The sequence below is a fragment of the Paraburkholderia rhizosphaerae genome (assembly GCF_004366595.1).
Classification (GTDB): domain Bacteria; phylum Pseudomonadota; class Gammaproteobacteria; order Burkholderiales; family Burkholderiaceae; genus Paraburkholderia; species Paraburkholderia rhizosphaerae.
The window spans coordinates 95,454-116,286 of the sequence record NZ_SORE01000022.1; the positions used below are offsets into that span (position 1 = coordinate 95,454).

Consider the following 20,833-nt stretch of genomic DNA (forward strand, 5'->3'; position numbering starts at 1 on the left):
GGCTTCTACCTGTTTGGGGCGGAGGCGTCGCGCGAAAGGGGGATCGGCGTGGCGCCAGCAGCGTTGATGCGTTCGATTTTAACTGGGCAAAAAAGGGCGACGTACGTTGGTCAGCACGTCAAGCGTGTGATGATGGCGTGATCGACCGCGCTCGTTGCCGTCGCTGTACCAGTGCTCAGCGCATTTCGAGCGCCGCCCGCATTGCTTGAACCGCCTGCGCCCAATTGCCCGGCTCTGTCTGGCGGAATGCGCGGACGTTATCCGCGTACCACGGCGACGCGGGCCCAGTTTGGGCGCGCGTCCAGCGCCATTCATTGTCGGTGGCGGGTAGCATCACCCAGCAAGCCTTGCCGAGCGCGCCGGCCAGATGCGCGACCGCGGTATCGACGCAGATCACCAGATCGAGCTGGGCGATCACCGCCGCCGTGTCGGCGAAATCCGTTAGCTCGGCGCCGAGCGGCAGAATCGGCTGGTCCGCCGGTGCGAAATTCGCTTCGTCCTCGCCGGCTCCTTTTTGCAGGCTGACAAAGCTCGTGTCCGCGGTGCCCCAAAGCGGCGCGAGCGTTTCAAGCGACGGCAGCGAGCGGTGATGGTCGTTCACATGCTTCGCGTTGCCTTTCCATACGAGACCGATCTTGCGCGCGGCGAGCCCTGCGAGCCGGCTGCGCCATCGGTCGACGAGCCCGGCGTCGGGCGTCAGGAATTGCGCGGGCGGGAGCGCTTTATCGTGCAGCAGGCCCGGTACGCTAGGCAAAAAGGTCCAGTAGTCATACTGCCGCTGCGCGACGGCCGCATGCGTATCGACCACCGCGTCGATGCCGTGCACACTTGCAAATAGCCGGCTCAGCGGGGGCGGACACGCGAACGTAAGGTGCGCGACACCTTGCGCTCTCAGTGATGCGATATAGCGGCCGAACTGCAGCGCGTCGCCAAAGCCCTGCTCGCGCCAGATCAGCAACGATTTGCCGTGCAGCGATTCACCTTGCCAGCGCGGGCAACTCACGTCGGGCGCGCTTGCGCGCTTCTGGGCGTCGCCTCGCTCGTGGCGCGCTTCATACAACGGCCAGCCTTCTTCGTAGCGTTGCGTCTGTAGCAGCAGCGTCGCGAGGCCGAACTTCGCGGCTGCATGCGCGGGCTGGATCTCGAGCGCGCGTCGCCAGACGGCTTCGGCCTCGCCGGTGCGGCCCTGCCGGTTCAGCGCGATACCGAGCGTATGCAGCGCGTTCACATCGTCGTCGCGAAACGCGAGCGCGGTGCGGCTTGCCGCTTCGGCATCGAGGTAGCGATCGGTTTCAATCAGCGTGCTCGCGAGACTCGTGTGAATTTCCGGTGTTTGCGGCGCGAGCGTGAGCGCGTGACGCAGTACCGGTTCCGCTTCATCGAAGCGCTTGAGTAGGGCCAGCAGCGAACCGAGATGATGATGGGCGGGTACGTGCTCCGGCTGCGCGACCACCGCAGCTCTAAGCATCACCTCCGCTTCCTGCAGCCGTTCGCGGTCGATCAGCAGTTTGCCGAGATTCACATACGCGTCGCCGTATTCCGGGTTGCCGGCGAGCGCTTCCACAAAAGCGGCCTGGGCTTCGTCCAGCCGGCGCTGTGCATGCAGCACGGCGCCGAGGTTATTGTGCGCGGTCGCGAGCTTCGGGCTGAGCGTGAGCGCGCTGCGATACGCGGCTTCCGCCTCCCCCAGACGGCCGGCGTGATGCAGCAGCAGCCCGAGGTTGTAGTGCGCGTCGACGTAGTCCGCGCGGCACGCGAGCGCCGCGCGGAAGCTCGCTTCCGCTTCCGGCATGCGCTCGAGTCGCCGGAACAGGCTGCCCAGGTTGCAGTGCGGCTCCGCGTAGTCCGGCTTGTCTTCGAGCGCGCGCCGCCAGAATTGTTCGGCATCCGTCGGGTGACCGAGGTTCAGCGCGCAGACGCCGGCCAGATTCAGCGCCGATGCGCGCGTTGGGCTGGGCTCGCTTTGCTGCAGGATCGGTTGCAGGATGCTTAGCGCGTCCGCGACGCGCCGGTTCGAGAACAGCAGGACGGCGGCCTGGAAGCGTTGTGCGTCGTTAGGCGGTGCATCGGAAGACGGCGTCATGGGCGGCGAGCGGACTGGCGAAGGAAAGGCCCCTGAAAGGGCGTGAGGTCGGATTATCGCCCGCCTGCCTTTCTGGTGCCTTCCGCGCGCCGCGTGCCGACGGGTCTTACCAGTGCGCGGACAACGACGCAGCGCCGCGCAGGCTGGTGCGGCCGTTCCAGCGCAAGCGGTCGATTCCGTCGATCACGAGCCCCGGCAGCCGCGATAGCAGCGCGCCGAGTGCGGTCTCGAGTTCCAGCAGAGCGAGGCGATAGCCAAGGCAATGATGCACGCCGCCGCCGAATGTAATCACGCGCGGCAGATCGCGCCCGATATCGAGTCGATCCGGATGATCGAACTTCGCCGGATCGCGGTTCGCCGCGCCCAGCGACAGATAGATCAGCGTATTGCGCGGTACTTCAATGCCGGCAATTTCAGTGTCTTCGCTCGCGGTGCGGCCGGCCAGTTGCACGGCGCCGTCAAAGCGCAGGCACTCCATGATCGCGTTCGGCAGTTTCGTCAGATCCTGTTTTAGCGCGTCGAACTGCTGCGGGTGGCGCTGCAACGCGATCAACGCATTGCCGATCATGTTCGACGTGGTCTCGTGGCCCGCGAGATAGAGCAGGATCACATTCGCGACAATCTCGTCTTCGCTGAGCGTCTCACCATCTTCCTCAACGGTGATCAGCATTGAGATCAGATCGGCGCCTGGCTGTTTGCGCCTGGTTGCGACGATCTCCGCGAAAAAGCGTTCGAGTGTCTGGTACGCATCGTTCGATGCGGCGAGCTGTGCGGCATCCACCGGCGTCGCATCGAGCATTCTCGCGAGATGCTCCATCGCGTCGCTGAGCTTGTCCGCGTGCTCGATCGGCACGCCCAGCATCCGGCTGATGATCTCGATCGGAAACGGCCTTGCATACGCCGATACGAGGTCCACGCTGCCACTGCCCGCGAAGCGGTCGATCAGACGCTGCGCGCTCGCCTCCGCGATATTGCGCATCGATTCGATCTGCCGCGCGTTGAACGCCTTCATCATCAGGCTACGCAGCCGCGTATGCACGGGCGGATTGATCAGCAGAAACATCCGGCCCAGGCCCTGCAGCACCGGCTGGTTCAGTCCGTCTTCGCCGTAGCGTTTGCGCACCGACTCCTCGAAGTTGTGCACCATGCGGCGGTCGTGCAGCACCTTGTCGACGATGTCGTAATGGCCGGAAATCATCGAATTCGGCGCGACCGTCACGAGCGGGCCTGCGGCGCGCAGCGCTTCATATGTCGGATACGGGTTGGCCTGGAACAATGGCGTGGCGAAGTCGGCGAGTTTCATGATTGTGAGCGATGCGTGTCGCGGAGTGGTGGCGAACCACCGATACCGACCAGAACGTTCGATCGCGCGTGCTATTCCTTGCGCCTTGCTAAATTCGACCCGACCGCGCCCAACGATGTGCGTATTCTCATTCTCCGGCTGCGTTCGCGTCGAGCCGCGTATCGCGATTGCCGAGCAGCAGGAAGCCCATCGCGACGATCACCAGCACAATCGTGCCTGCCGCGAACAGCAGTGTTGCGTGCCGGATATCGGTGCGTTGCGTCGCGATGCCCAGGCCAATGATCGGCAGCGACAGTGCGACATAGAGCACGACAAAGTACGCGGACGTGACGCCGGCGCGCGCATCGGCCGGGCTGCGCGCGGTCAGTTCGCCGAGACCCGAGCGAAAGCTCGCGCCCTGGCCGAGCCCGGCGAACACGGTGCCTGCGAGCAGCGCGCCGCTCGCGGCGTCGATGGTACTGAGTGCGACCAGCAGCAAGCCGGCGATGAGGCCGATGCAACCGGCCGGTAGCCGCCATGACGGCGCGAGCAGGCTTTGCGCGGCTTGTCCGGCTGCCGACGAAGCGAACAGCAGAAATACGACGAGACCGATCGTGACGTCGCTATGAAAGCCGAGCACGGTGCGCATCAGTTGCGGTGAGACCGCGGTAAAGAAGCCGACCACGACGAAGCCCGCGAAGCCCGATAGCGCGGCCGGCACGAATGCGCCGCGCACCGGCCGTGGTAGCGCAATACGTTGCATGCGCAACTTCGCCTGAGCAGGGAGGTGCGCGGTTTCCGGCACGCTGCGCAGCGCGAGCAGCGCGATCGCGATCAGCACGATGTGCACCGCGTACGGTGTGCGCATCGGCGCCGGCAGATACTCGACAATCAACCCGCTCAGCACGGGTCCGCAGCCTAGACCGAGCATGTTCGATGCGGTGGCGGCGAGCGTTGCCCGATGACGCAATCTCGCGGGTGCGGCCTCGATGACCGCGACGGTCGCGGTGCCGGTAAAGATGCCCGCGGAGACGCCGGATAGCAGGCGGGCCATCATCAGTCCGGGCAGGCCGGTGCTGACGATAAACACGAGCGCCGATGCGGCCGACGCGATCAGCCCGCAGGTCAGCATCCGTTTGCGGCCTAGCTGATCGGACCAGTTGCCGACCAGCAGCAGTGCGCCGAGCACCCCGATTGCATAGACCGCGAAGATCACCGTGATGGTCGCCGGCGTGAATCCGTAGGCGGCCTGGTAGTAGCGGTAGACCTCGGTCGGTAGCGTCGTGCCCATCATGTTGATGAGGAACGCGAGCGCGACAAGCAGGAAAGCGGGGAACACGCGTGGCGTGCCGGAGGCGGTTTGCATCGAATACCCGTCTGCTGTGGGAGACAAAGCGTTCGATTATCGTCAATCGATCGATTTTCTGCTGCGTGCGCGATTTAAACCTTGCCGCGCCTAAGGGATAGTGCAGTTTGGCAAAGCGGCCGTGCAATAAAAAAGCGGCCGGGCGAAAAACTCGCCGACCGCAATTCGCTTCCTCTACGCATTCACCGCAACACGCCGTTGCGCGGCGTGCTTCATCCAATTACTTCCGCATCCAGTCGCGCTGATTTGTACTGCGCGTCTTCGTCACCCGCACGTCCGCCACGTGAGCCTGCGCGAATCGTGGCCGAAACGCCGTGCGATGGTGGGCATGCGCGACGAGTTTGTCGATCGTGCCGCGCGCAATCGCGAGCCGTGCTGTCCGTGCAATCTGCGTCAGCCGCTGTCCGCCTTCCGGCGTGCGTGCCGCGTGCAACGCCGCGAACCAGCCGATCACGGTCCAGCCGAGAAAGACATTGACCAGCGTAATCGCGAGCGCGTAAGGATGTTCACGCGCATCCGCTTCGAGCGATGGCACCAGATACACCACCAGTGCGCCGATCAGTCCGATTGCTTCGACATATTTGGTCATTGCATCACCTCTTCTTCCGATTGAGCTTGCCTCGCTGCCCTTGCAGCAACGGCGAGTACATTGGCATCAAATGTAGGCGAGTTCGAGGTGTCGAAGGAAGAGACCGCGACGCAAATCACAATCGCGGTTTTATGAACAATCGTGCGAGACAGTGTGGAATGGCAAACCGCGACGGGTTGTCCGTGACGGTGCCGCGGATGCTATCGCGTCGATTGGGACGTGTGAGCGGCGATCTGGATGATCCGGTTGCGCACAACGGCAATCGCCTGCTTCAGCGAGTAAACGTCCTGAAAGTATTTCTGCGGCAAGCGGATTTGTCCCGAATGCGCATCGATGCTTTCGATTTCTTCGCGCCATTGCGCAATTTGCTCGGCGGTCGGCTGCGTGGTTGTCCAGATTTCGTCTTCGAGCGATTTCAGCTCACGGTACCAGACGATCAGACGCTTCTTGATGCGCGCTTCGAGCATGCGCGGCAACGCTTGCAGCAGGCCGACCAGCACCGCGAGAAACGGCACGAGGATCAGCAGGCGCCGCTCGATAAAGCTCGCCAGCCAGAACGGCAAGTAGCGCTGCAGAAACGGCGGGCCTGATCTCAGGTAGCGCGTGCTTTCGTCCGCAATCGGGAACTCGGCGGTGTTCAGATTCGGGAATTCGCCGACCGGCGTGAAGTAATCTTCGCCGCCGTGCACGGTCTTCGCGGCCTCCAGCAGCACATAGACGAGCGCCGGATGCAGCGTGTCCTTCGCGACTAGTTGCGCGGTCGCGCCAAGCAGTGTGACATCGGCTGGCGGGAGGTCTTTCGCGATGCTGGTCGCGCCTCGCGGGTAAACGATCTTCGCGAGCGACGGGAATTTTTGCACCAGCGCGTCCGCTTGCACGAAGTTCATCAGCTTCAGATTGCTGTTCAGCAAAGTTCGCTGCATTGGGGCATCGGGGCGTCCGATAAAGAATGCAGCGTCGAGCGTGCCGTTTTCGAGGCCTTGATAGGCGTTGTTGGCGTCGACTTCGACCAGCGTCGAGTTGTCGCGTGTGACGTCGGAGAAGCCGAGCAGAACGAGCGCTACATTCTGCAGTCCGCTGCCCGGTACGCCAATCGAGATCCGCTTGCCGCGCAATTGCGCCAGCCGGTCGACTGTCGTGCCGCCGCGATAGAACACCCAGAGCGGTTCATACGAAACCGCCGCGATGGTCTGCAGGTTGTCGGACTCTTTCGGATGGACCGTGCCGGACTGGATAAAGCCGACTTCGTAAATGCTATTCGGATCGGCGAGACGCTGATAGTTTTCGACCGCGCCGGATGACGGGCGGATATCGAGTGTGATCCCTTTGCGTTTCAGAAGCGGCGCGTAGTGTTCGGCGAAGCCGCGGTAAATGCCTTCGTCGGCGCCGGTGGTGATCACGATGCGGGTGTGGACCGCGGGCTCGACGATCGACCATGCCGCCCAGACGAGCGCGGCGAATGCGAGCAGCGCGACGACGATCAACAGCCGTCGGCGCGCGGGCGTCATTTCCGCGGACTGAATGCGGTGCAACGCGGGGTCGCGTTTTGTCATTGTCACTCCCCGATATCGGCTTATGCGCGAGTGACGCGCGGGGTATGCGTGATCGTGTGCCGCGTTCCAGTGCCTGCCGCGACGATCATAACGCATCCCGGTATCGGCGTTGGTCCGCGGGGTGGGTGCCGGGTGTCTGGGTGTGAGATGCAGCGCGCCCGCGCGCGTTGCATCGTTTTCCCAGTGACTCCTCGCTACGCGAAGAACCCGATCAGCGCATGCGCGACCGCTTGCGGACTGTTTTCCATCGGTATGTGACCCGCGGCCGCGATTCGCATGAGATATGGAATGAGGCCGGCATTTCACTTCGATGCCGTGCGACAGCGGTACGATAGTCATCATTGACATAAATGACAATGATGACTTTTCGAGCGGCTAGGTGCCGCAGATGCGCGTGACGGTGACGAAGCCTTACCCGACAAGGCGCGTCGTTTATCAGGGCACGACCAGTGTCGCGACCCGTCGGAAAGGACGAGAATTTGCGGTTAGACTGTCCCTTATGAACAAGTGCCCTTACTGCGAGAGAATTCGTGACGAATGGGATTGCCATGGCCCGGCGTGCCGGACGGCCATCGCAAAGGCACTTCGCCGGCAGCGCAAGGGCCTGCCCATGGTGCCGAAGGTGATCCGAAACGAAATTCCCGCCGGCGCGAGCACCGGCGAAGTGATCGCACGGCTGTCCCACCAGCGTTTGCGTGCACGCCGCGGCAATGAAGAACGGCGCGAGCGCAAGGAAATCGACGAAGCCGACGTCGGCTGAACCGGCGCGTGTGCGGCGTTCACGGCGTTCGGGTGTCGGTCGCGAGCGGTACGCCGATTCTGAATAAGTGTCCGCCGCGCGAATTGCGCTGGTTATCGGTTCATCGTCATCTATTTCATCTATTGCGCAAACGCGCGCGTTTATGGGCGCACGCGAGCGTCGCCGGTTACGGGCTTTATCGCTCTGATTTCTTTTGCTTCGCCGGTTGCGATCTGTTCGGCGATCATCTGCAGGCGCAAAACGCTGTTGGTTTGCGAGCCGGTGCGCGCGCGCGTGTCTTCGTCTTCGTCTTCGCGAGCCATTCCGTCTTCCCGGTGCGGAACGACCTGTGCCATCCAACCGATGTTCTCGTTGCCGGTGTACTGCTCAGCGCTGATCGCCTCGAGCATCTTTTGCGCATCTCGCTTGATCGCGCCGATCGGGATGCCATTGGTGTTGCTTGCGGTGCGCTCGGTCAGCGACTCGCCGGCCGCCTCCAGAGCGGCAAGCGAGAGCGCCAGTGCGGCTGCGTGAACGGTGAATCGATGGACGAAACTCAGTTTCATTGCGGATCCTCGGAAACGTAGGCGGCTGCCGCTTGCGCTATGCGCGCGACCGGCAAGCGAGATTCCGACAGCAACGCGTGTCGATGATTCCCGTGAACGAAGGTCAAGTGTTTTCGCGGCGATCGATAGGTGCTTTCTGGCAAAGACGTCAGGATTGGCATCGCGCTGCGCTGGCGATATTACTTGCCGCCCCAGATGACATCGCTATCGACCGCATACAGTTTGCAATCCGCGTGTCCGTTCGCGCATTGAACGAGCGCGCCGTTGATCGGGTCAAGTCCCGACGACGCGCCCCACGCGCCATCTGGTGCGATCGCGAATGCGCGCGGCCGGTTCATCGCGAGGAATTTGCCGTATGCGGCGCGGCCCTGCGGGTTCAGATAGGGGACGGCCGAGACTTCGGCAAGCGGCGCGAACTTCGTCGCTGGTGGCGCGCCAGCGAGCCGTGGCCAGACGACCGCGTTGTCCACCGCATACAACTGGCAATACTGCGTGGTTTGCCAGCAGCGTGTCAGCGCGGTGTCGGCCGGATCGAAGCCGCCCGACGCCCATGAACCGTTGGTTACGCCGATTGCGATTGCGCGCGGCAGCGGTGCGGCGAGAAAGCCACGATAGAGTTTTTCCTTCTGGTCGTCGCTCAGGTACGGAATCGCTTTCAGGTCGTTCACGGTCGCGTACGCGGTCGACGCGGGTGCGTGGCCCGGCAGATATGCCGGGTCTGTTTCGGCACCCGGCATGCCGATGCTGCGCAGAAATGCATCGGCCTTTTGCACCCAGAGTGGCAGCCCGGCGCCGGATGCGGTCATCGCATGGGCGTCCTGCTGGAACGCGCCGTAGTCGACCAGTTCCGCGCTGCCGCCCGCCGCGGTGTACTGCGCGAACATCTGCCGCCACGTCGCGGTTGCGAATATCGCGTCGTTATCGCCGTAGAACCAGATCGACCGCAAGTGTGTGCGTGCACCTAGTTGCGCAGCCGCGCTGATCAGGCTCGCGTCGGGCGTCGGGCAGTCGCCTTCCTTGACACCGCCGGCAAAGTCGAGCAACCCCTTCACATCGGGTGAGTTCAGCGTGCCGAACGCGAGCGTGTTCCAGCCACCCATGCTTTTTCCCGCCACGACGATACGCGACGCATCGATGCCTGGCTGCTGTTTCACGACGTCGAGCACTTTGCGGATGTCGTGCGCCGCGTCGAGCCCGATGCCGATTACGTCGCAGCCATGCGGGCGCAGGTGGCCACCCGAGCCCGCATAGCCGCGCATCATCGGCATCGCGACCGCGTAGCCTCGTGACAGGAAGTAGTAAGGGATGAATTCGTCGGCGACGCGTGGTGCATGCGCGGGATTGTCGGACGCGCCGTGGTTGATCAGCGCCAGCGGAAACGGTCCGCCATGCGACGGCATATAGAGGGTGACTTGCAGACGCACCGGTGCAGGCGACGCGTCGACCGGCACGGTCAGCACGCGTTCGTTCAGCGGCGCGACGGGCAGAGTGGCCGCTTCGCCGGGCGCGGGCGCAACGCTCAGCGCGCCAGTCGCTGCGCATAAAAGCAGCAGGGCTTTGATCGGTCGCGTCATCGTGTGACGCATTGCAGTTTCTATCGGTTTGATGGTGAGCGGGTTTGATCGCGAGCGATCTGCGAAAGAGCCAGCGAAAAGTCTCGCGAAAATTTTCAGATGCGGGTGGCCGCGCTGAACATGTATATCGACGAATTCGCTTGAAACCTGAAGTGCAAACCTGGAGTGCGTCGGTTTTTGTTTTGATTGCGCTGTGCCGCCGCTACCCGGCGAGCGGCCCGACGCTAGCGCGCACGCAACCTGCGCCACAACGACGATACATGCGTCGCAAGGCTGGCAAGCATGGCAACGGAACCGATCGTTTCGAGCAGCGCGGTCATCATGGTCTCCATCGCGCACGCAAGCGGGTGACGCGCGGCGCTTAACGTGGAAGTGAATGCATGCCGGCGATGCTAATGACGATGCGATGCGGTCACAATCTGGCATTCCCGATGCTAGACTTCGGCAAAACCGAAGTGGGGTGGGAATGCCGATCGGCATCGGGGAGAAGCATCGAATGGAAATGCGAGCGCTCGAAGAAACGGATCTCGAACTCATCTGCCGGCATCGCGAGCAGATGTTCCGCGAAGCAGGCCGCGACGAAGCCGTGCTGCAAACGATGACCGCGCATTTCCGCAAATGGCTGCGCCCGCGTTTGCGCAACCGCACATATTTCGGTTTTGCGATGACCGACGGTCGTGATCCGGTGGCGGGCATCGGCCTGATGTTGCTCGACTGGCCGCCGCATCCGTCTCATCCGGGCTCGGACCAGCGCGGTTATGTGCTGAACGTCTATGTCGAGCCTGCGTATCGCGGAAGAGGGTTGGCGCACGAACTGATGCAGCGCGCCGACGCGGAATTCGCGAGGCGCGGCGTGCAGTTTGCGATCCTTCATGCGACCGATGCGGGGCGGGACCTTTATGCAGGCCTCGGGTGGGGGGCGACGACGGAGATGGCGAAGCCGGTTGCGGGGTGATGCTGTGCCGCGGTCGGTATAAAGAACACCGCAACCGCCGGCATGCGAGCGATGTGGGGTGAAGCGGCTGGACGCGCGGCGTGCGCGCCGCGTCCAGCATGCTGCTTGCGGTTCGGCTCAATGCACCGCTTGATGTCCTGCCTGGCGTCGTGCTTAATGCCCTGCTTCGCGCATCGTCAGCAGATTCTGCACCGACGTGACGCCGGGGACCTTGCCCGCGATCTCGCCGGCGGGCTGCACCATGCTTTGATCCGACACCGTGCCATCCAGCGTGACCTTGCCGCCGCGCGCGACGACGCGGATATCGGCATTGTCGATCTTCGCGCGAAGCAGCGCGGTACGCACATTGTGTTCGAGCCGGTGGTTTGCCTTGCGAATGCTCGCGCGGGTCGGCTGTTCGGTGGTTTGCGCGCTTTGCGCGATCGCTGCCGCGCTGATCACCGATGCGGCGACTGCCACACAGGCGGCGAGAGTACGGGATGCAAACAGCTTCTGAACCGGGAATTTCATCAATTGCTCCTCTTGGTTATCTCGTGGATCGTTGGACGTGCCGGGCACGCTGGCTGAGCGGCGACGCGGACGAACATCGGGCACAGGCGAGTCGTGTCACGCGGCCTGCCGCGATTTCGCATGCCCCCGCATTCTGTCCTTCGAAAATAGATGCGACTTTATTCAGCGCACTGAAGTTCTCGAAACGCACGGAAATCGGGGTCGGTGCGACAAACGGTTTCGTTCCGGTTACCGGTTACTCACGCCGCGTCACGGCCCACCGGAGTGCTGCTGTGAGGGTAAAAAGGAGGGGCAAAAAAAGAGGCCGGCTTGCGCCGGCCTAAAGAGCTCTAGCCTTTCCGAGGACCTTGGGGGCCAGAGCCTGAGGGTCTGTCACGTTTGCCTTCGAAGGATGGCTGCCGCACCGTCAGTCGAAGTCGAAGATGTCGAACAGCGATCGTTTCTTTCTGTATCCGCCGTGTTCCTGCCGGTAGCTGTCGTGCCGGTTGTCGTGTCGATAATCGCCGCGATGGCGGTCGTCGTGGCGCCGCTCGCTGTCGTGGTGCGGACGTGCCCGTTGGTGCGCGCGCACGTCGTCGTTACGTGACTGCGCTTCGCTACGTGCGGCGGGCGCGTCGTTCATCTGCGCGACGAGCTTGTCCAGTTCGCCACGATCCAGCCACACACCGCGGCAGCTTGGGCAGTAGTCGATTTCGATCGACTGGCGCTCGGTCATCAAAAGGTCGGGCGTTTTGCAGACGGGGCATTTCATTGCGTGCTCCTTTGCGCTTTCGTCAGCGCTTCCGATGGCTTCAATGTAGCGCGGAGTGCGTGTCGAAAGAATCTGGATAAGTCGAGTCTTTACTTCGAAAATTCCGCACTTTGGCGACGCTTGGCTGCAGCCGGCCGCTTTTTGCGTCGCGACAGCATGTTCATTCCCTCGACGAATGCGGAGAACCCCATCGCCGCGTAGATGTAGCCCTTCGGCACATGCGAGCCGAAGCCTTCGGCGATCAGCGCCATGCCGATCACGAGCAGGAATGCGAGCGCGAGCATCACAATGGTCGGGTTACGTTCGATAAAGCGCGACAGCGGTCCGGCGGCGAACAGCATTGCGGTGACCGCGACGATCACCGCGATAAACATGATCGGCACGTGCTGCGTCATGCCGACCGCGGTGATGATGCTGTCGACCGAAAACACGAGGTCGAGCACCAGGATCTGGCTGATCGCGGCCCATGCGGTCAGTGAGCCGGCGGCGCTCACGATGTGCTCAGCGTCGCTGTCGTGCGCGACGTTGTGGTGCATTTCGCGCGTCGCTTTCCAGACAAGGAAGAGACCACCGGAAATCAGGATCACGTCGCGCCACGAAAACATGTGTCCGAACAGCTCGAACGCGGGCTCGGTCAGGCGCGCGATCCATGCGACGGTTGCAAGCAGTCCGAGCCGCAGCCCGAGCGCGAGCAGAATGCCGATGCGCCGCGTGCGGTCGCGCTGCGCTTCAGGCAGCTTGTTGCTGAGGATCGAGATAAAGATCAGGTTGTCGATGCCGAGCACGACCTCCATCACGACAAGGGTGACGAGGGCCGCCCAGACAGCGGGGTCGGCGGCGAGCGCGAGCAGGTGGTCCATGGCAGTTCGCAGTCGAAAGAAAGAGTGAGTCGGGTAATGCGCCAGGTGCGATCATCGGCCTCGTTGCGCTTCGGAGAAATCAGAGATAATCGCAGTTCGACATCGGTTTTTTCGAAGCGAGGTCTGTATGCTGAACTTCCGCCATCTGTATTACTTCTGGATTGTTGTGAAGGAGGGCGGGTTTGCCCGTGCTGCGGAGCGCCTCGATATGGCGGTGCAGACGATCAGCGCGCAGGTTCGCGATCTGGAGAAGTCGATGGGCCGCCAGTTGTTGAAGCCCGCTGGCCGTGGCGTGACGATGACCGAAGCGGGGCAGGCCGCATTCGCACGGGCCGAGGAGATTTTTCATCTCGGTGCGACGCTCGTCGAAGAAGTGCGCGAGGCGGCCAGCGAACCGGCTGCGCGGCTCGCGGTGGGACTGTCGGATGGGATCTCGAAGCTTGCCGCGCACGCGCTGCTCGCGCCGGTGCTCGAAACGCCCGCGCTGCGGCTGTTGTGCCATGAGGGCGAACATGGCGAACTGCTCGCGGAGCTTGCGCAGCATCGGCTCGACCTTGTGCTTGCGTGTCAGCCGGCGCCGCATAACAGCGACTTGCGCGTGTTCAGCGAGCGTCTGGTTGAATCGCCGGTCGACTGGTATGGGCCGGCCGCGCTGGTGCGCAAGAACGTCAAGGACAGTTTTCCGGCGTGCCTGGCGGAACTGCCCGTGCTGTTGCCGACCGGGCACGCCGCGCTGCGCGCGCGACTGGACCGGTGGTTCGAGGCTGAGGGTATCCGTCCGAAGATTGTCGGCGAGTTCGAAGACAGTGCGCTGCTGGCTGTGTTCGCGGCGCGCGGGCTGGGTGTGTTTCCGCTTGCGGAGCTCGGCGCGGAGGACTTGTCGTTGATGCGCGGGCTGCGCTGGCTTGGCCGCGCGGACGGTGTCGCGGAGGAAATTCATGCGATACGGTCGCGGCGCGGCCAGCATCATCCGCTCGCATTGCAGGTGCTGGCCGCACCGCGTGCTTGACGCGGCGTGCGGTCGGGTTGTGCGGGTGCCGTGCGGGTGCCGTGCGGCGGTGCGTTTCGGTGCGGTAACCTGGCGCTCGGCGCGTTACATCGCGATTGCCGTGCGGTGCGGACGCCACGCGTCCAGCATCGCGGCCAGCAGCGCGATTTCGCCGTCGGCGAGATAGTCGTCGGCGACGGCGACCGCAAGACAAATGCGCAGTACTTTGCGGCGTAGCGTGGGCTCGTCGATATCGGCCATCAGTGTGGTCAGCAGATCGCCGTCGGGGTCGCCTGCCGGCTCGGCCCACGATGCCGGCCCTAACATCCGGTCTTCGCAGAACGTCTGTACGATGCCGTGAAATTCGCCGGGCGCGAGCCCGAGTTCGCGCGATACGTTGAGCCGGTCGAGCGCGCGGTCTTCCGAACTGCAGACGTGACCGTCCGCGGTCAACGCGAGCGCGACGATGCGGGCGGCGGCTTCGGGGCTGTTACGGGGATAGGTGCGCATGGCTCGATTCCTTTCGCGGAGCGGGTCCGCAGTGATGGAGCGCCTAGTTTCGGCGACGCGCGCGATCGGATAAATCTGCAAAGGCGGAAGCGGCACTTCGAAAAAACCGAAGTGGGATGGGCGAGGGTTTTGCGTGAATCCGGGCCTGCGGGTGATAGCCCGGTGACAGGTAATTCGAGTAATCTTTTAACGTGGTGTGCACGCGAGTGGGACTGCATCCCAGTGCGCACACATTCTTTTGAAGCAGCAGCGAAAATACGATGCCAGCTACTCCTGAACAGCCGAAGACGCGAAAAAAACCGTCGAGTGCGACGTTGTACGCGCTGACCTGGCTTGTCGGCCTCGCGACGCTCGCGTTGGGCGCCGGCTGGATGTACTGGTTTGTGGTCGTCGAGCGCAATGAGTTGCCCTGGGGCGCATTGCTGCTCATTCCCTGCGTCGCGGTGATTGCGGCGGTGACGTTTCGGAATCACTTCAGCTAACGCGGGCGGTTATCCGATCTTGGCGAGCACGGTCGCCGGACGACCGTGCGGATCGCGCTTCCGTAGTTGGATAAGGGTTATCCCTGATGCGGAAGATTTGCGCTTCCCAATTGTTCTGAAAAGCATCCTAAAGCTTGTTTCGGGCCTCGGAGCCGCATGCACGCGCTCGCCGTCACGCAAATTTCAAAGTTGAGTGAGCGTCACAACCGGCCCCACCAGGCGTGATCTCGCTTCTTGAATTTGTCACTCCCCCTCCATATAATTAGCACTCGTCGCACCCGAGTGCTAACAATTTCTCCGGCCGGGCTCTCCGGCCGGGTTGTCCTCAGCGTCCTTCAGTCTCAACCAAGAGAGGAGTATGTATGAACCTTCGTCCTTTGCACGATCGCGTGATCGTCAAGCGTCTTGACCAGGAAACCAAGACCGCTTCGGGTATCGTGATCCCCGACGCCGCAGCGGAAAAGCCGGATCAAGGCGAAATCCTCGCAGTCGGCCCGGGCAAGCGTGACGACAAGGGCAGCCTGATCGCGCTCGACGTGAAGATCGGTGACCGCGTCCTGTTCGGCAAGTACGCTGGCCAGACGGTCAAAGTCGACGGTCAGGAACTGCTGGTGATGCGCGAAGAAGACATCATGGCTGTGGTGAACAAGTAAGTCGCTCACGTCCCAGTTCATTCAAAAGCATTCAAGGAGTTAGAAGATGGCAGCTAAAGACGTCGTATTCGGCGATTCCGCCCGCTCGAAAATGGTCGAAGGCGTGAACATTCTCGCCAACGCAGTCAAAGTCACGCTGGGCCCGAAGGGCCGCAATGTCGTGCTCGAGCGCAGCTTCGGCGGCCCGACGGTCACCAAGGACGGTGTCTCGGTCGCGAAGGAAATCGAGCTGAAAGACAAGCTCCAGAACATGGGCGCGCAAATGGTCAAGGAAGTCGCTTCCAAGACCAGCGACAACGCCGGTGACGGTACGACGACCGCTACGGTGCTCGCACAATCCATCGTCCGCGAAGGCATGAAGTACGTCGCGTCGGGCATGAACCCGATGGACCTGAAGCGCGGTATCGACAAGGCGGTCGCAGCGGCGATCGAAGAACTGCGCAAGATCAGCAAGCCCTGCACGACGAACAAGGAAATCGCGCAAGTCGGCGCGATTTCGGCGAACAGCGATTCGTCGATCGGCGATCGCATCGCTGAAGCGATGGACAAGGTCGGCAAGGAAGGCGTGATCACCGTCGAAGACGGCAAGTCGCTGCAAGACGAACTCGACGTCGTCGAAGGTATGCAGTTCGACCGCGGCTATCTGTCGCCGTACTTCATCAACAACCCGGACAAGCAAGTCGCCGTTCTGGACAACCCGTTCGTGCTGCTGCACGACAAGAAGGTGTCGAACATCCGCGATCTGCTGCCGGTGCTCGAGCAGGTCGCAAAGGCTGGCCGTCCGCTGCTGATCATCGCTGAAGATGTCGAAGGCGAAGCGCTCGCCACGCTGGTCGTCAACAACATCCGCGGCATTCTGAAGACGGTTGCCGTGAAGGCGCCGGGCTTCGGCGATCGTCGCAAGGCCATGCTGGAAGACATCGCAATCCTGACCGGCGGTCAGGTGATCGCGGAAGAAACCGGCCTGTCGCTCGAGAAGGCAACGCTGGCTGAACTGGGCCAGGCGAAGCGCATCGAAGTGGGCAAGGAAAACACGACGATCATCGACGGCGCTGGCGAAGCAGGCAGCATCGAAGCGCGCGTGAAGCAAGTGCGCACGCAGATCGAAGAAGCGACGTCGGACTACGACCGTGAAAAGCTGCAGGAACGCGTGGCGAAGCTGGCCGGCGGCGTGGCAGTGATCAAGGTTGGCGCTGCGACCGAAGTCGAAATGAAGGAAAAGAAAGCACGTGTCGAAGACGCACTGCACGCAACGCGCGCAGCCGTTGAAGAAGGCATCGTGGCCGGTGGCGGCGTTGCGCTGATCCGCGCTCGTGCGGCTATCGCTGGCGTGAAGGGCGACAACGCCGATCAGGACGCAGGTATCAAGATCGTGCTGCGTGCGATGGAAGAGCCGCTGCGTCAGATCGTCACGAACGGCGGCGAAGAAGCCAGCGTCGTGGTCGCATCGGTGTCGGCCGGTAAGGGTAACTACGGCTACAACGCAGCGACCGGCGAATACGTCGACATGGTCGAAGCAGGCGTGGTCGATCCGACGAAGGTTACGCGCACCGCGCTGCAAAACGCAGCTTCGGTCGCTGGCCTGCTGCTGACGACGGACGCAGCCGTGTGCGAACTGCCGAAGGAAGATGCACCGATGCCTGGTGGCATGCCCGGCGGTATGGGCGGCATGGGCATGGACATGTAATTCGGCGTCAAGCCGGAAAGCATGTGGCAGGCGCGCTGTGAGGCGCGCTTGTCAAGAAAAAACCCGCAGCGTGAAGTTCACGCTGCGGGTTTTTTTATGTGCGCGTTTTTGTGTCGTCGGATAGTCGGGTTAAGTCGCGAGTCTGCAGCGTCTCGGGCGTCGCGCGAAACAAACGCCCATTGCGCCAGCGGCCCGCCAAACTAATGCCGCGCTTCGCCCGGCGGCGCATCACTTTTGCTTGCCGCCGCAGCCGTTTCTTCCTCACTCTCCCGCGCCCAAAAAAACCGGTCCGGCAAATACGCACCCATTCCCGGCCTGAAAGCGTTCTGCATCGCCTGGAACAGATACTCCTGCGCCTCGCGCGTCGCTTCCGCCGGATCTTGCCCATTCGCGAGCAATGCCGCGATCGCCGCGCCGAGCGTATCGGTCATGCCCGTGATGCGTTGTGCGCCGCGGTCCCACGTATCCTGGCGCAACTGGCCGTCCTCGCAGAACAGCGTGTTCACCAGCCGGTGTGTGCCCGTTTCCATCGACAGAATGTACTCGCAGCCTTGCGACAGCAGATGCGACACCGCCGCGTCGAGCGTCGGCGCTTCGGCGTCGCCGTCCGGTTGCGCGAGCGCGAGCAACGCGGAGTGATCGGCGACCAGCAGCGTCGTTTGCGGCGCGAGCAGATCAGCCATCGCTTCGCGCAATTCGTCGGCGGCGAGCACGTGTTCGTCGTCGAGCGTGAAGTCAGGTGCGAGGATCAGCGGGATATCGTCATAGTCGGCGACCACTTCCGCGATTGCGCTGACCACCTCGGCGCGCGTTGCCGCGCCGACCTTGAAAGCGGCGATCGGCATGTCTTCGAGCAGCATGCGGGCCTGGGTTGCGACGATTTCCGGGTCCAGCGCCGTGACTTCGTCGCAACTCGCGGAGTCACGCACGGTGTAACCGGTCAGAACGGTGACACCGTGGCAGCCCATACTGGCCAGCGTCATCAGGTCGGCTTGCAGGCCGGAGCCGCCCGTCGGGTCGGACAGGCCGAAGGTGAGGACGATCGGAGGGGTGTCGCTGGGCATGAAAAAGTGACTGGTAAAAATTGATGCAACGGGTGGACGCAATTGACGGACCAACGGGCGGACCCAACTGACGGAAGCCATTCGGCAAGCCCGCTCTTCAAGCCCTTCGAGCGCCCATTCGGAGCAGGCCGGGACACGGTTCGATTCGCACGATGCGCGGTGTCTCCGGCGCGGCCGACTCAATTATGCGGCTTTATCCTGCGATGAGGCGGTTTTTCGCACCGCGGCACGTGCGTGCGACCGCATTACAGGTTGCTGCAGCGCATAATCGCGAATGCCTTTCGCTAGGCATGGGGGCGGCAACACGGTACCATCATGGCTCCCGATTTAACGGACTTTTCGACGCGCAAAAGAATGGAATATAGAAGCTGGATGTGCCTGATCTGCGGCTGGATTTACGACGAAGAAGCCGGCTTGCCGGATGAAGGGATCGCGCCGGGCACGCGCTGGGAGGATGTCCCGATCAACTGGACCTGTCCCGAGTGCGGGGCCCGGAAGGAAGACTTCGAAATGGTCGAGATCTGACCGGTACGCGGTTTTTTTCCGCGGCGTGGCCGCGCGTTGTTATCCGTGCGTTGTCATCCGTGCATTGTTATCCGTTGCCACCGATTGTGACCCATCGTCACGGGCGTGCCGGAGGTACATGGCGGTTTGTGCCGGAAGCGAGCGAGTCCGGGGTGACGCGGAAGCGGGGTGAGCAATGGCGCAAATGCTGGGCCTGCCAGCGCGCGAAGCATGCATCGCGTGCCGAAGCAGTTGCTACGCGCAGTTTTGTCGACGCATCGGTCAACCTGAGCGTTACCGACGTATGCAGCCAGATGCGACCGACAGGTTGACGTACATCGCGTGAGGGTCCGACGGGCATCGTTGCGGGTCCCGTGCCGGATCCTTATTGCAGATCCCGCGAGTCCCGCGCGGTCTTGCCGCCGCGCCAGTTTCAGCGTCGGTTGGTCGGTCCGCGTTCCAGCTAACGTGCCCATGACGACACCTTCATCCGCTTCCGGCAGCACCCTCGAAGCGTTGCCCAATCCGCGTGGCGGCGCCGTGCGCGCGGCCGAAAGCGCGCTGGCCGACGCCATTTCCGCGCACGAACAGCACCGCGACGCGGCGCTGTTCGTGTTGCACACCGCGCATGCGCTTCGCGAAGCGGGCTGGCTCGCGGCGCATCGTTTTGCCGACGCATTGGTGCTGGCATCACCGCTCGCGTTCGATGCTACGCATGCCACGCATGCCAGCGACGCCACCGGTTCCGTTCATCCCGTGCACTCAGCCAGCGCCCCTGCGGCCGAGAGCCCGGTTCGCACCGAATTCGGCGCCGCGCTGCACGCATTCGCGGCGGCGCTTGGCCGGCGAAACCTGCACGAACTGTCGTGCTCGCCGTCCCTTTATGTGCACTATCGCGCGTTGTCGACGCTGATCGCGCAGCACACGCCGGGCTTTACCGTTGCATTCGAAGATGTCGCGCTCGCTGGCCGGCCGGTTCCGCCCGCGATGCTGCACACGCAGTCCGCACAACGGCTCGCTCATATCCGGGCGCGCTACGAGCAGGCATTGTTGCCGGTCTTGCGCGCGCAAACCGGCGATGGCGTGATGTCGGCGGCGACGCTGGTCGTGAAGGCCGCGCTGGATGAACTCGAGGCCTGTATCGGCGAACTCACCGGTCCCGATCCGTACGATTTTTGGCGGCTGGCAGGCGGTTGCGCCCGCGCGCTGCGCGTGAGCGGTCACTTATCCGGGGATGCCGACACGCGGCGTTTCTTCGCACGGTGCAACCTCGCGCTGGCCGATCAGGCGCGCGGCATCGCATTCGCGCCGCGCTCGCTGGTGCGCACGACGCTCGCGCTGTTGTGGCGCGACTACGCGCTGTTCGGCGCCGCGGCCGAAGATACCGACCACGTCGAACTACTGCGCGACTACGGGCTGACGGTCGTCTGGCACGTGGCGGGCACAAGTGCATCGGAGGCGCTGTGGGAAGCGCAGGCAGCGGGCGCCGGTCATGCCCATCCGCCGGGCACTGCGGAAAGTCTTCGAACGTCCAGCTTTACCGATACGGCGGCAACCCCGTCCGATGCGCTCCAGGCCCGACCTTCAACCACTCATTTACCTACTCATTTGCCAACTCAATCGGCAGCGACCCGCGAACTCGGCGCAGTGACCGTCAACGCGAACGCGTACGAAGATTTTCTTCAGACCGCGGATGCATCGATCGCCGCCCTGTCGGAACACGCTCGTGCTGCCGATAACCCTCAAAGGGCCGACCCGAGTGCAGCGTTGCAAGCGGGTGATGCCGCGTACCGGCTCGGTGCGTCCGCGTCGGCGCTCGGGCTCGGCCATGTCGCGCTGCTGTCGGATGCGCTGGGACTTGCGTGGCGGCGTCGCGCGCACGCCGCAGCGGCGAAGCCCGACGGCCGCACGCTGGTTCGTATCGATGCGCCCGACGCGGCCGCGCTCGAACACGCGGCGCTTGCGCTTCGCGCGATGCTGCACCAGATTGCGGCAGGTATTGCGCCGCCGCAATCGGGTGGTGCGCTTGCGGCGTTGACGCGTGCGATCGAACTGGGCGGCGCGGCTTCGTGAAGTACCGCGCACATCGCGCGCAACACGACGCAGTTGCGCCGTCG

The 20,833-nt window shown here is 63.2% G+C and carries 21 protein-coding genes; 9 read left to right on the plus strand and 12 right to left on the minus strand.

Features of this window, described 5'->3' with window-relative positions:
* Positions 1 to 175: 175 nt before the first annotated feature.
* From BX592_RS25150 to BX592_RS25170, 5 genes are all read right to left on the minus strand, one after another.
* On the minus strand, positions 176 to 2,083 hold the full coding sequence (locus tag BX592_RS25150) for a tetratricopeptide repeat protein (RefSeq protein ID WP_134195694.1): 1,908 nt from the start codon (positions 2,081 to 2,083) through the stop codon (positions 176 to 178).
* Positions 2,084 to 2,189: 106 nt separating this feature from the next.
* The gene (locus BX592_RS25155; RefSeq protein WP_134195696.1) at positions 2,190 to 3,386 is read right to left on the minus strand and encodes a cytochrome P450; all 1,197 of its coding nucleotides are present in this window, start codon (positions 3,384 to 3,386) and stop codon (positions 2,190 to 2,192) included.
* 127 nt (positions 3,387 to 3,513) lie between these two features.
* The gene (locus tag BX592_RS25160) at positions 3,514 to 4,731 is read right to left on the minus strand and encodes an MFS transporter (RefSeq protein ID WP_134195710.1); all 1,218 of its coding nucleotides are present in this window, start codon (positions 4,729 to 4,731) and stop codon (positions 3,514 to 3,516) included.
* 220 nt (positions 4,732 to 4,951) lie between these two features.
* Entirely contained in the window at positions 4,952 to 5,320 is a 369-nt protein-coding gene (locus BX592_RS25165; RefSeq protein WP_134195713.1) for a superinfection immunity protein, read from the minus strand.
* A 200-nt stretch (positions 5,321 to 5,520) separates the two neighbouring features.
* Positions 5,521 to 6,873 (minus strand): TAXI family TRAP transporter solute-binding subunit, encoded by a 1,353-nt coding sequence (locus BX592_RS25170; RefSeq protein WP_134195715.1) that lies wholly within the window; start codon positions 6,871 to 6,873, stop codon positions 5,521 to 5,523.
* Positions 6,874 to 7,372: 499 nt separating this feature from the next.
* Here BX592_RS25170 and BX592_RS25175 point away from each other — a divergent pair, with 499 nt between their 5' ends.
* Complete coding sequence (locus tag BX592_RS25175; protein ID WP_134195796.1) at positions 7,373 to 7,633, plus strand: hypothetical protein; 261 nt, start codon at positions 7,373 to 7,375, stop codon at positions 7,631 to 7,633.
* Positions 7,634 to 7,773: 140 nt separating this feature from the next.
* Here BX592_RS25175 and BX592_RS25180 read toward each other — a convergent pair whose 3' ends face one another.
* Positions 7,774 to 8,178 carry a hypothetical protein gene (locus BX592_RS25180; protein ID WP_134195717.1) on the minus strand — a complete coding sequence of 135 codons (405 nt, stop codon included), beginning with the start codon at positions 8,176 to 8,178 and terminating at the stop codon, positions 7,774 to 7,776.
* 179 nt (positions 8,179 to 8,357) lie between these two features.
* Positions 8,358 to 9,752, minus strand: a complete 1,395-nt coding sequence (locus BX592_RS25185; RefSeq protein WP_166676459.1) for a dienelactone hydrolase family protein — start codon at positions 9,750 to 9,752, stop codon at positions 8,358 to 8,360.
* Between the two features lie 44 nt (positions 9,753 to 9,796).
* On the opposite strand from BX592_RS25185, the gene BX592_RS34015 reads away from it, so the two are divergent.
* Positions 9,797 to 10,117 (plus strand): hypothetical protein, encoded by a 321-nt coding sequence (locus BX592_RS34015; protein WP_166676460.1) that lies wholly within the window; start codon positions 9,797 to 9,799, stop codon positions 10,115 to 10,117.
* Between the two features lie 131 nt (positions 10,118 to 10,248).
* The gene (locus tag BX592_RS25190; protein ID WP_134195721.1) at positions 10,249 to 10,707 is read left to right on the plus strand and encodes a GNAT family N-acetyltransferase; all 459 of its coding nucleotides are present in this window, start codon (positions 10,249 to 10,251) and stop codon (positions 10,705 to 10,707) included.
* 153 nt (positions 10,708 to 10,860) lie between these two features.
* Here BX592_RS25190 and BX592_RS25195 read toward each other — a convergent pair whose 3' ends face one another.
* The 3 genes from BX592_RS25195 to BX592_RS25205 all read right to left on the minus strand — a co-directional run bounded on the left by BX592_RS25195 (position 10,861) and on the right by BX592_RS25205 (position 12,828).
* Positions 10,861 to 11,217, minus strand: coding sequence for a BON domain-containing protein (locus BX592_RS25195; protein WP_134195724.1), 357 nt, complete (start codon positions 11,215 to 11,217; stop codon positions 10,861 to 10,863).
* A gap of 406 nt (positions 11,218 to 11,623) precedes the next feature.
* On the minus strand, positions 11,624 to 11,968 hold the full coding sequence (locus tag BX592_RS25200) for a TFIIB-type zinc ribbon-containing protein (RefSeq protein WP_134195726.1): 345 nt from the start codon (positions 11,966 to 11,968) through the stop codon (positions 11,624 to 11,626).
* Between the two features lie 89 nt (positions 11,969 to 12,057).
* Positions 12,058 to 12,828, minus strand: coding sequence for a TerC family protein (locus tag BX592_RS25205; RefSeq protein ID WP_134195728.1), 771 nt, complete (start codon positions 12,826 to 12,828; stop codon positions 12,058 to 12,060).
* A gap of 127 nt (positions 12,829 to 12,955) precedes the next feature.
* On the opposite strand from BX592_RS25205, the gene BX592_RS25210 reads away from it, so the two are divergent.
* A complete protein-coding gene (locus BX592_RS25210; RefSeq protein ID WP_134195731.1) occupies positions 12,956 to 13,837 on the plus strand; it encodes a LysR family transcriptional regulator in 882 nt (293 codons plus the stop codon).
* A gap of 84 nt (positions 13,838 to 13,921) precedes the next feature.
* On the opposite strand, the gene BX592_RS25215 is transcribed toward BX592_RS25210, so the two are convergent.
* Positions 13,922 to 14,326 (minus strand): TerB family tellurite resistance protein, encoded by a 405-nt coding sequence (locus BX592_RS25215; protein WP_134195733.1) that lies wholly within the window; start codon positions 14,324 to 14,326, stop codon positions 13,922 to 13,924.
* Positions 14,327 to 14,586: 260 nt separating this feature from the next.
* On the opposite strand from BX592_RS25215, the gene BX592_RS25220 reads away from it, so the two are divergent.
* The 3 genes from BX592_RS25220 to groL all read left to right on the plus strand — a co-directional run bounded on the left by BX592_RS25220 (position 14,587) and on the right by groL (position 17,148).
* Positions 14,587 to 14,808 (plus strand): hypothetical protein, encoded by a 222-nt coding sequence (locus BX592_RS25220; protein WP_134195735.1) that lies wholly within the window; start codon positions 14,587 to 14,589, stop codon positions 14,806 to 14,808.
* A 362-nt stretch (positions 14,809 to 15,170) separates the two neighbouring features.
* Entirely contained in the window at positions 15,171 to 15,461 is a 291-nt protein-coding gene (groES, locus tag BX592_RS25225) for a co-chaperone GroES (protein ID WP_134195737.1), read from the plus strand.
* Positions 15,462 to 15,507: 46 nt separating this feature from the next.
* Positions 15,508 to 17,148: a chaperonin GroEL gene (gene groL / locus BX592_RS25230; RefSeq protein WP_134195739.1), complete on the plus strand. Its 1,641-nt coding sequence runs from the start codon at positions 15,508 to 15,510 to the stop codon at positions 17,146 to 17,148.
* A gap of 200 nt (positions 17,149 to 17,348) precedes the next feature.
* Here the strand turns inward: groL and BX592_RS25235 are convergent, their stop codons facing one another.
* Positions 17,349 to 18,212, minus strand: coding sequence for a hydroxymethylpyrimidine/phosphomethylpyrimidine kinase (locus tag BX592_RS25235; protein ID WP_134195742.1), 864 nt, complete (start codon positions 18,210 to 18,212; stop codon positions 17,349 to 17,351).
* 354 nt (positions 18,213 to 18,566) lie between these two features.
* On the opposite strand from BX592_RS25235, the gene BX592_RS25240 reads away from it, so the two are divergent.
* Both BX592_RS25240 and BX592_RS25245 read left to right on the plus strand, forming a co-directional pair.
* Positions 18,567 to 18,737 (plus strand): rubredoxin, encoded by a 171-nt coding sequence (locus BX592_RS25240; RefSeq protein WP_134195744.1) that lies wholly within the window; start codon positions 18,567 to 18,569, stop codon positions 18,735 to 18,737.
* Positions 18,738 to 19,190: 453 nt separating this feature from the next.
* Complete coding sequence (locus BX592_RS25245; protein WP_134195746.1) at positions 19,191 to 20,789, plus strand: FimL-related protein; 1,599 nt, start codon at positions 19,191 to 19,193, stop codon at positions 20,787 to 20,789.
* Positions 20,790 to 20,833: the final 44 nt, after the last annotated feature.

Excerpts from the sequence above, each read along its gene's own strand:
- BX592_RS25150 (WP_134195694.1), bottom strand. The coding sequence starts at position 2,083 with ATGACGCCGTCTTCCGATGCACCGCCTAACGACGCACAACGCTTCCAG.
- BX592_RS25155 (WP_134195696.1), bottom strand. The coding sequence starts at position 3,386 with ATGAAACTCGCCGACTTCGCCACGCCATTGTTCCAGGCCAACCCGTAT.
- BX592_RS25160 (WP_134195710.1), bottom strand. The coding sequence starts at position 4,731 with ATGCAAACCGCCTCCGGCACGCCACGCGTGTTCCCCGCTTTCCTGCTT.
- BX592_RS25165 (WP_134195713.1), bottom strand. The coding sequence starts at position 5,320 with ATGACCAAATATGTCGAAGCAATCGGACTGATCGGCGCACTGGTGGTG.
- BX592_RS25170 (WP_134195715.1), bottom strand. The coding sequence starts at position 6,873 with ATGACAAAACGCGACCCCGCGTTGCACCGCATTCAGTCCGCGGAAATG.
- BX592_RS25175 (WP_134195796.1), top strand. The coding sequence starts at position 7,373 with ATGAACAAGTGCCCTTACTGCGAGAGAATTCGTGACGAATGGGATTGC.
- BX592_RS25180 (WP_134195717.1), bottom strand. The coding sequence starts at position 8,178 with ATGAAACTGAGTTTCGTCCATCGATTCACCGTTCACGCAGCCGCACTG.
- BX592_RS25185 (WP_166676459.1), bottom strand. The coding sequence starts at position 9,752 with ATGACGCGACCGATCAAAGCCCTGCTGCTTTTATGCGCAGCGACTGGC.
- BX592_RS25190 (WP_134195721.1), top strand. The coding sequence starts at position 10,249 with ATGGAAATGCGAGCGCTCGAAGAAACGGATCTCGAACTCATCTGCCGG.
- BX592_RS25195 (WP_134195724.1), bottom strand. The coding sequence starts at position 11,217 with ATGAAATTCCCGGTTCAGAAGCTGTTTGCATCCCGTACTCTCGCCGCC.
- BX592_RS25200 (WP_134195726.1), bottom strand. The coding sequence starts at position 11,968 with ATGAAATGCCCCGTCTGCAAAACGCCCGACCTTTTGATGACCGAGCGC.
- BX592_RS25205 (WP_134195728.1), bottom strand. The coding sequence starts at position 12,828 with ATGGACCACCTGCTCGCGCTCGCCGCCGACCCCGCTGTCTGGGCGGCC.
- BX592_RS25210 (WP_134195731.1), top strand. The coding sequence starts at position 12,956 with ATGCTGAACTTCCGCCATCTGTATTACTTCTGGATTGTTGTGAAGGAG.
- BX592_RS25215 (WP_134195733.1), bottom strand. The coding sequence starts at position 14,326 with ATGCGCACCTATCCCCGTAACAGCCCCGAAGCCGCCGCCCGCATCGTC.
- BX592_RS25220 (WP_134195735.1), top strand. The coding sequence starts at position 14,587 with ATGCCAGCTACTCCTGAACAGCCGAAGACGCGAAAAAAACCGTCGAGT.
- groES (WP_134195737.1), top strand. The coding sequence starts at position 15,171 with ATGAACCTTCGTCCTTTGCACGATCGCGTGATCGTCAAGCGTCTTGAC.
- groL (WP_134195739.1), top strand. The coding sequence starts at position 15,508 with ATGGCAGCTAAAGACGTCGTATTCGGCGATTCCGCCCGCTCGAAAATG.
- BX592_RS25235 (WP_134195742.1), bottom strand. The coding sequence starts at position 18,212 with ATGCCCAGCGACACCCCTCCGATCGTCCTCACCTTCGGCCTGTCCGAC.
- BX592_RS25240 (WP_134195744.1), top strand. The coding sequence starts at position 18,567 with ATGGAATATAGAAGCTGGATGTGCCTGATCTGCGGCTGGATTTACGAC.
- BX592_RS25245 (WP_134195746.1), top strand. The coding sequence starts at position 19,191 with ATGACGACACCTTCATCCGCTTCCGGCAGCACCCTCGAAGCGTTGCCC.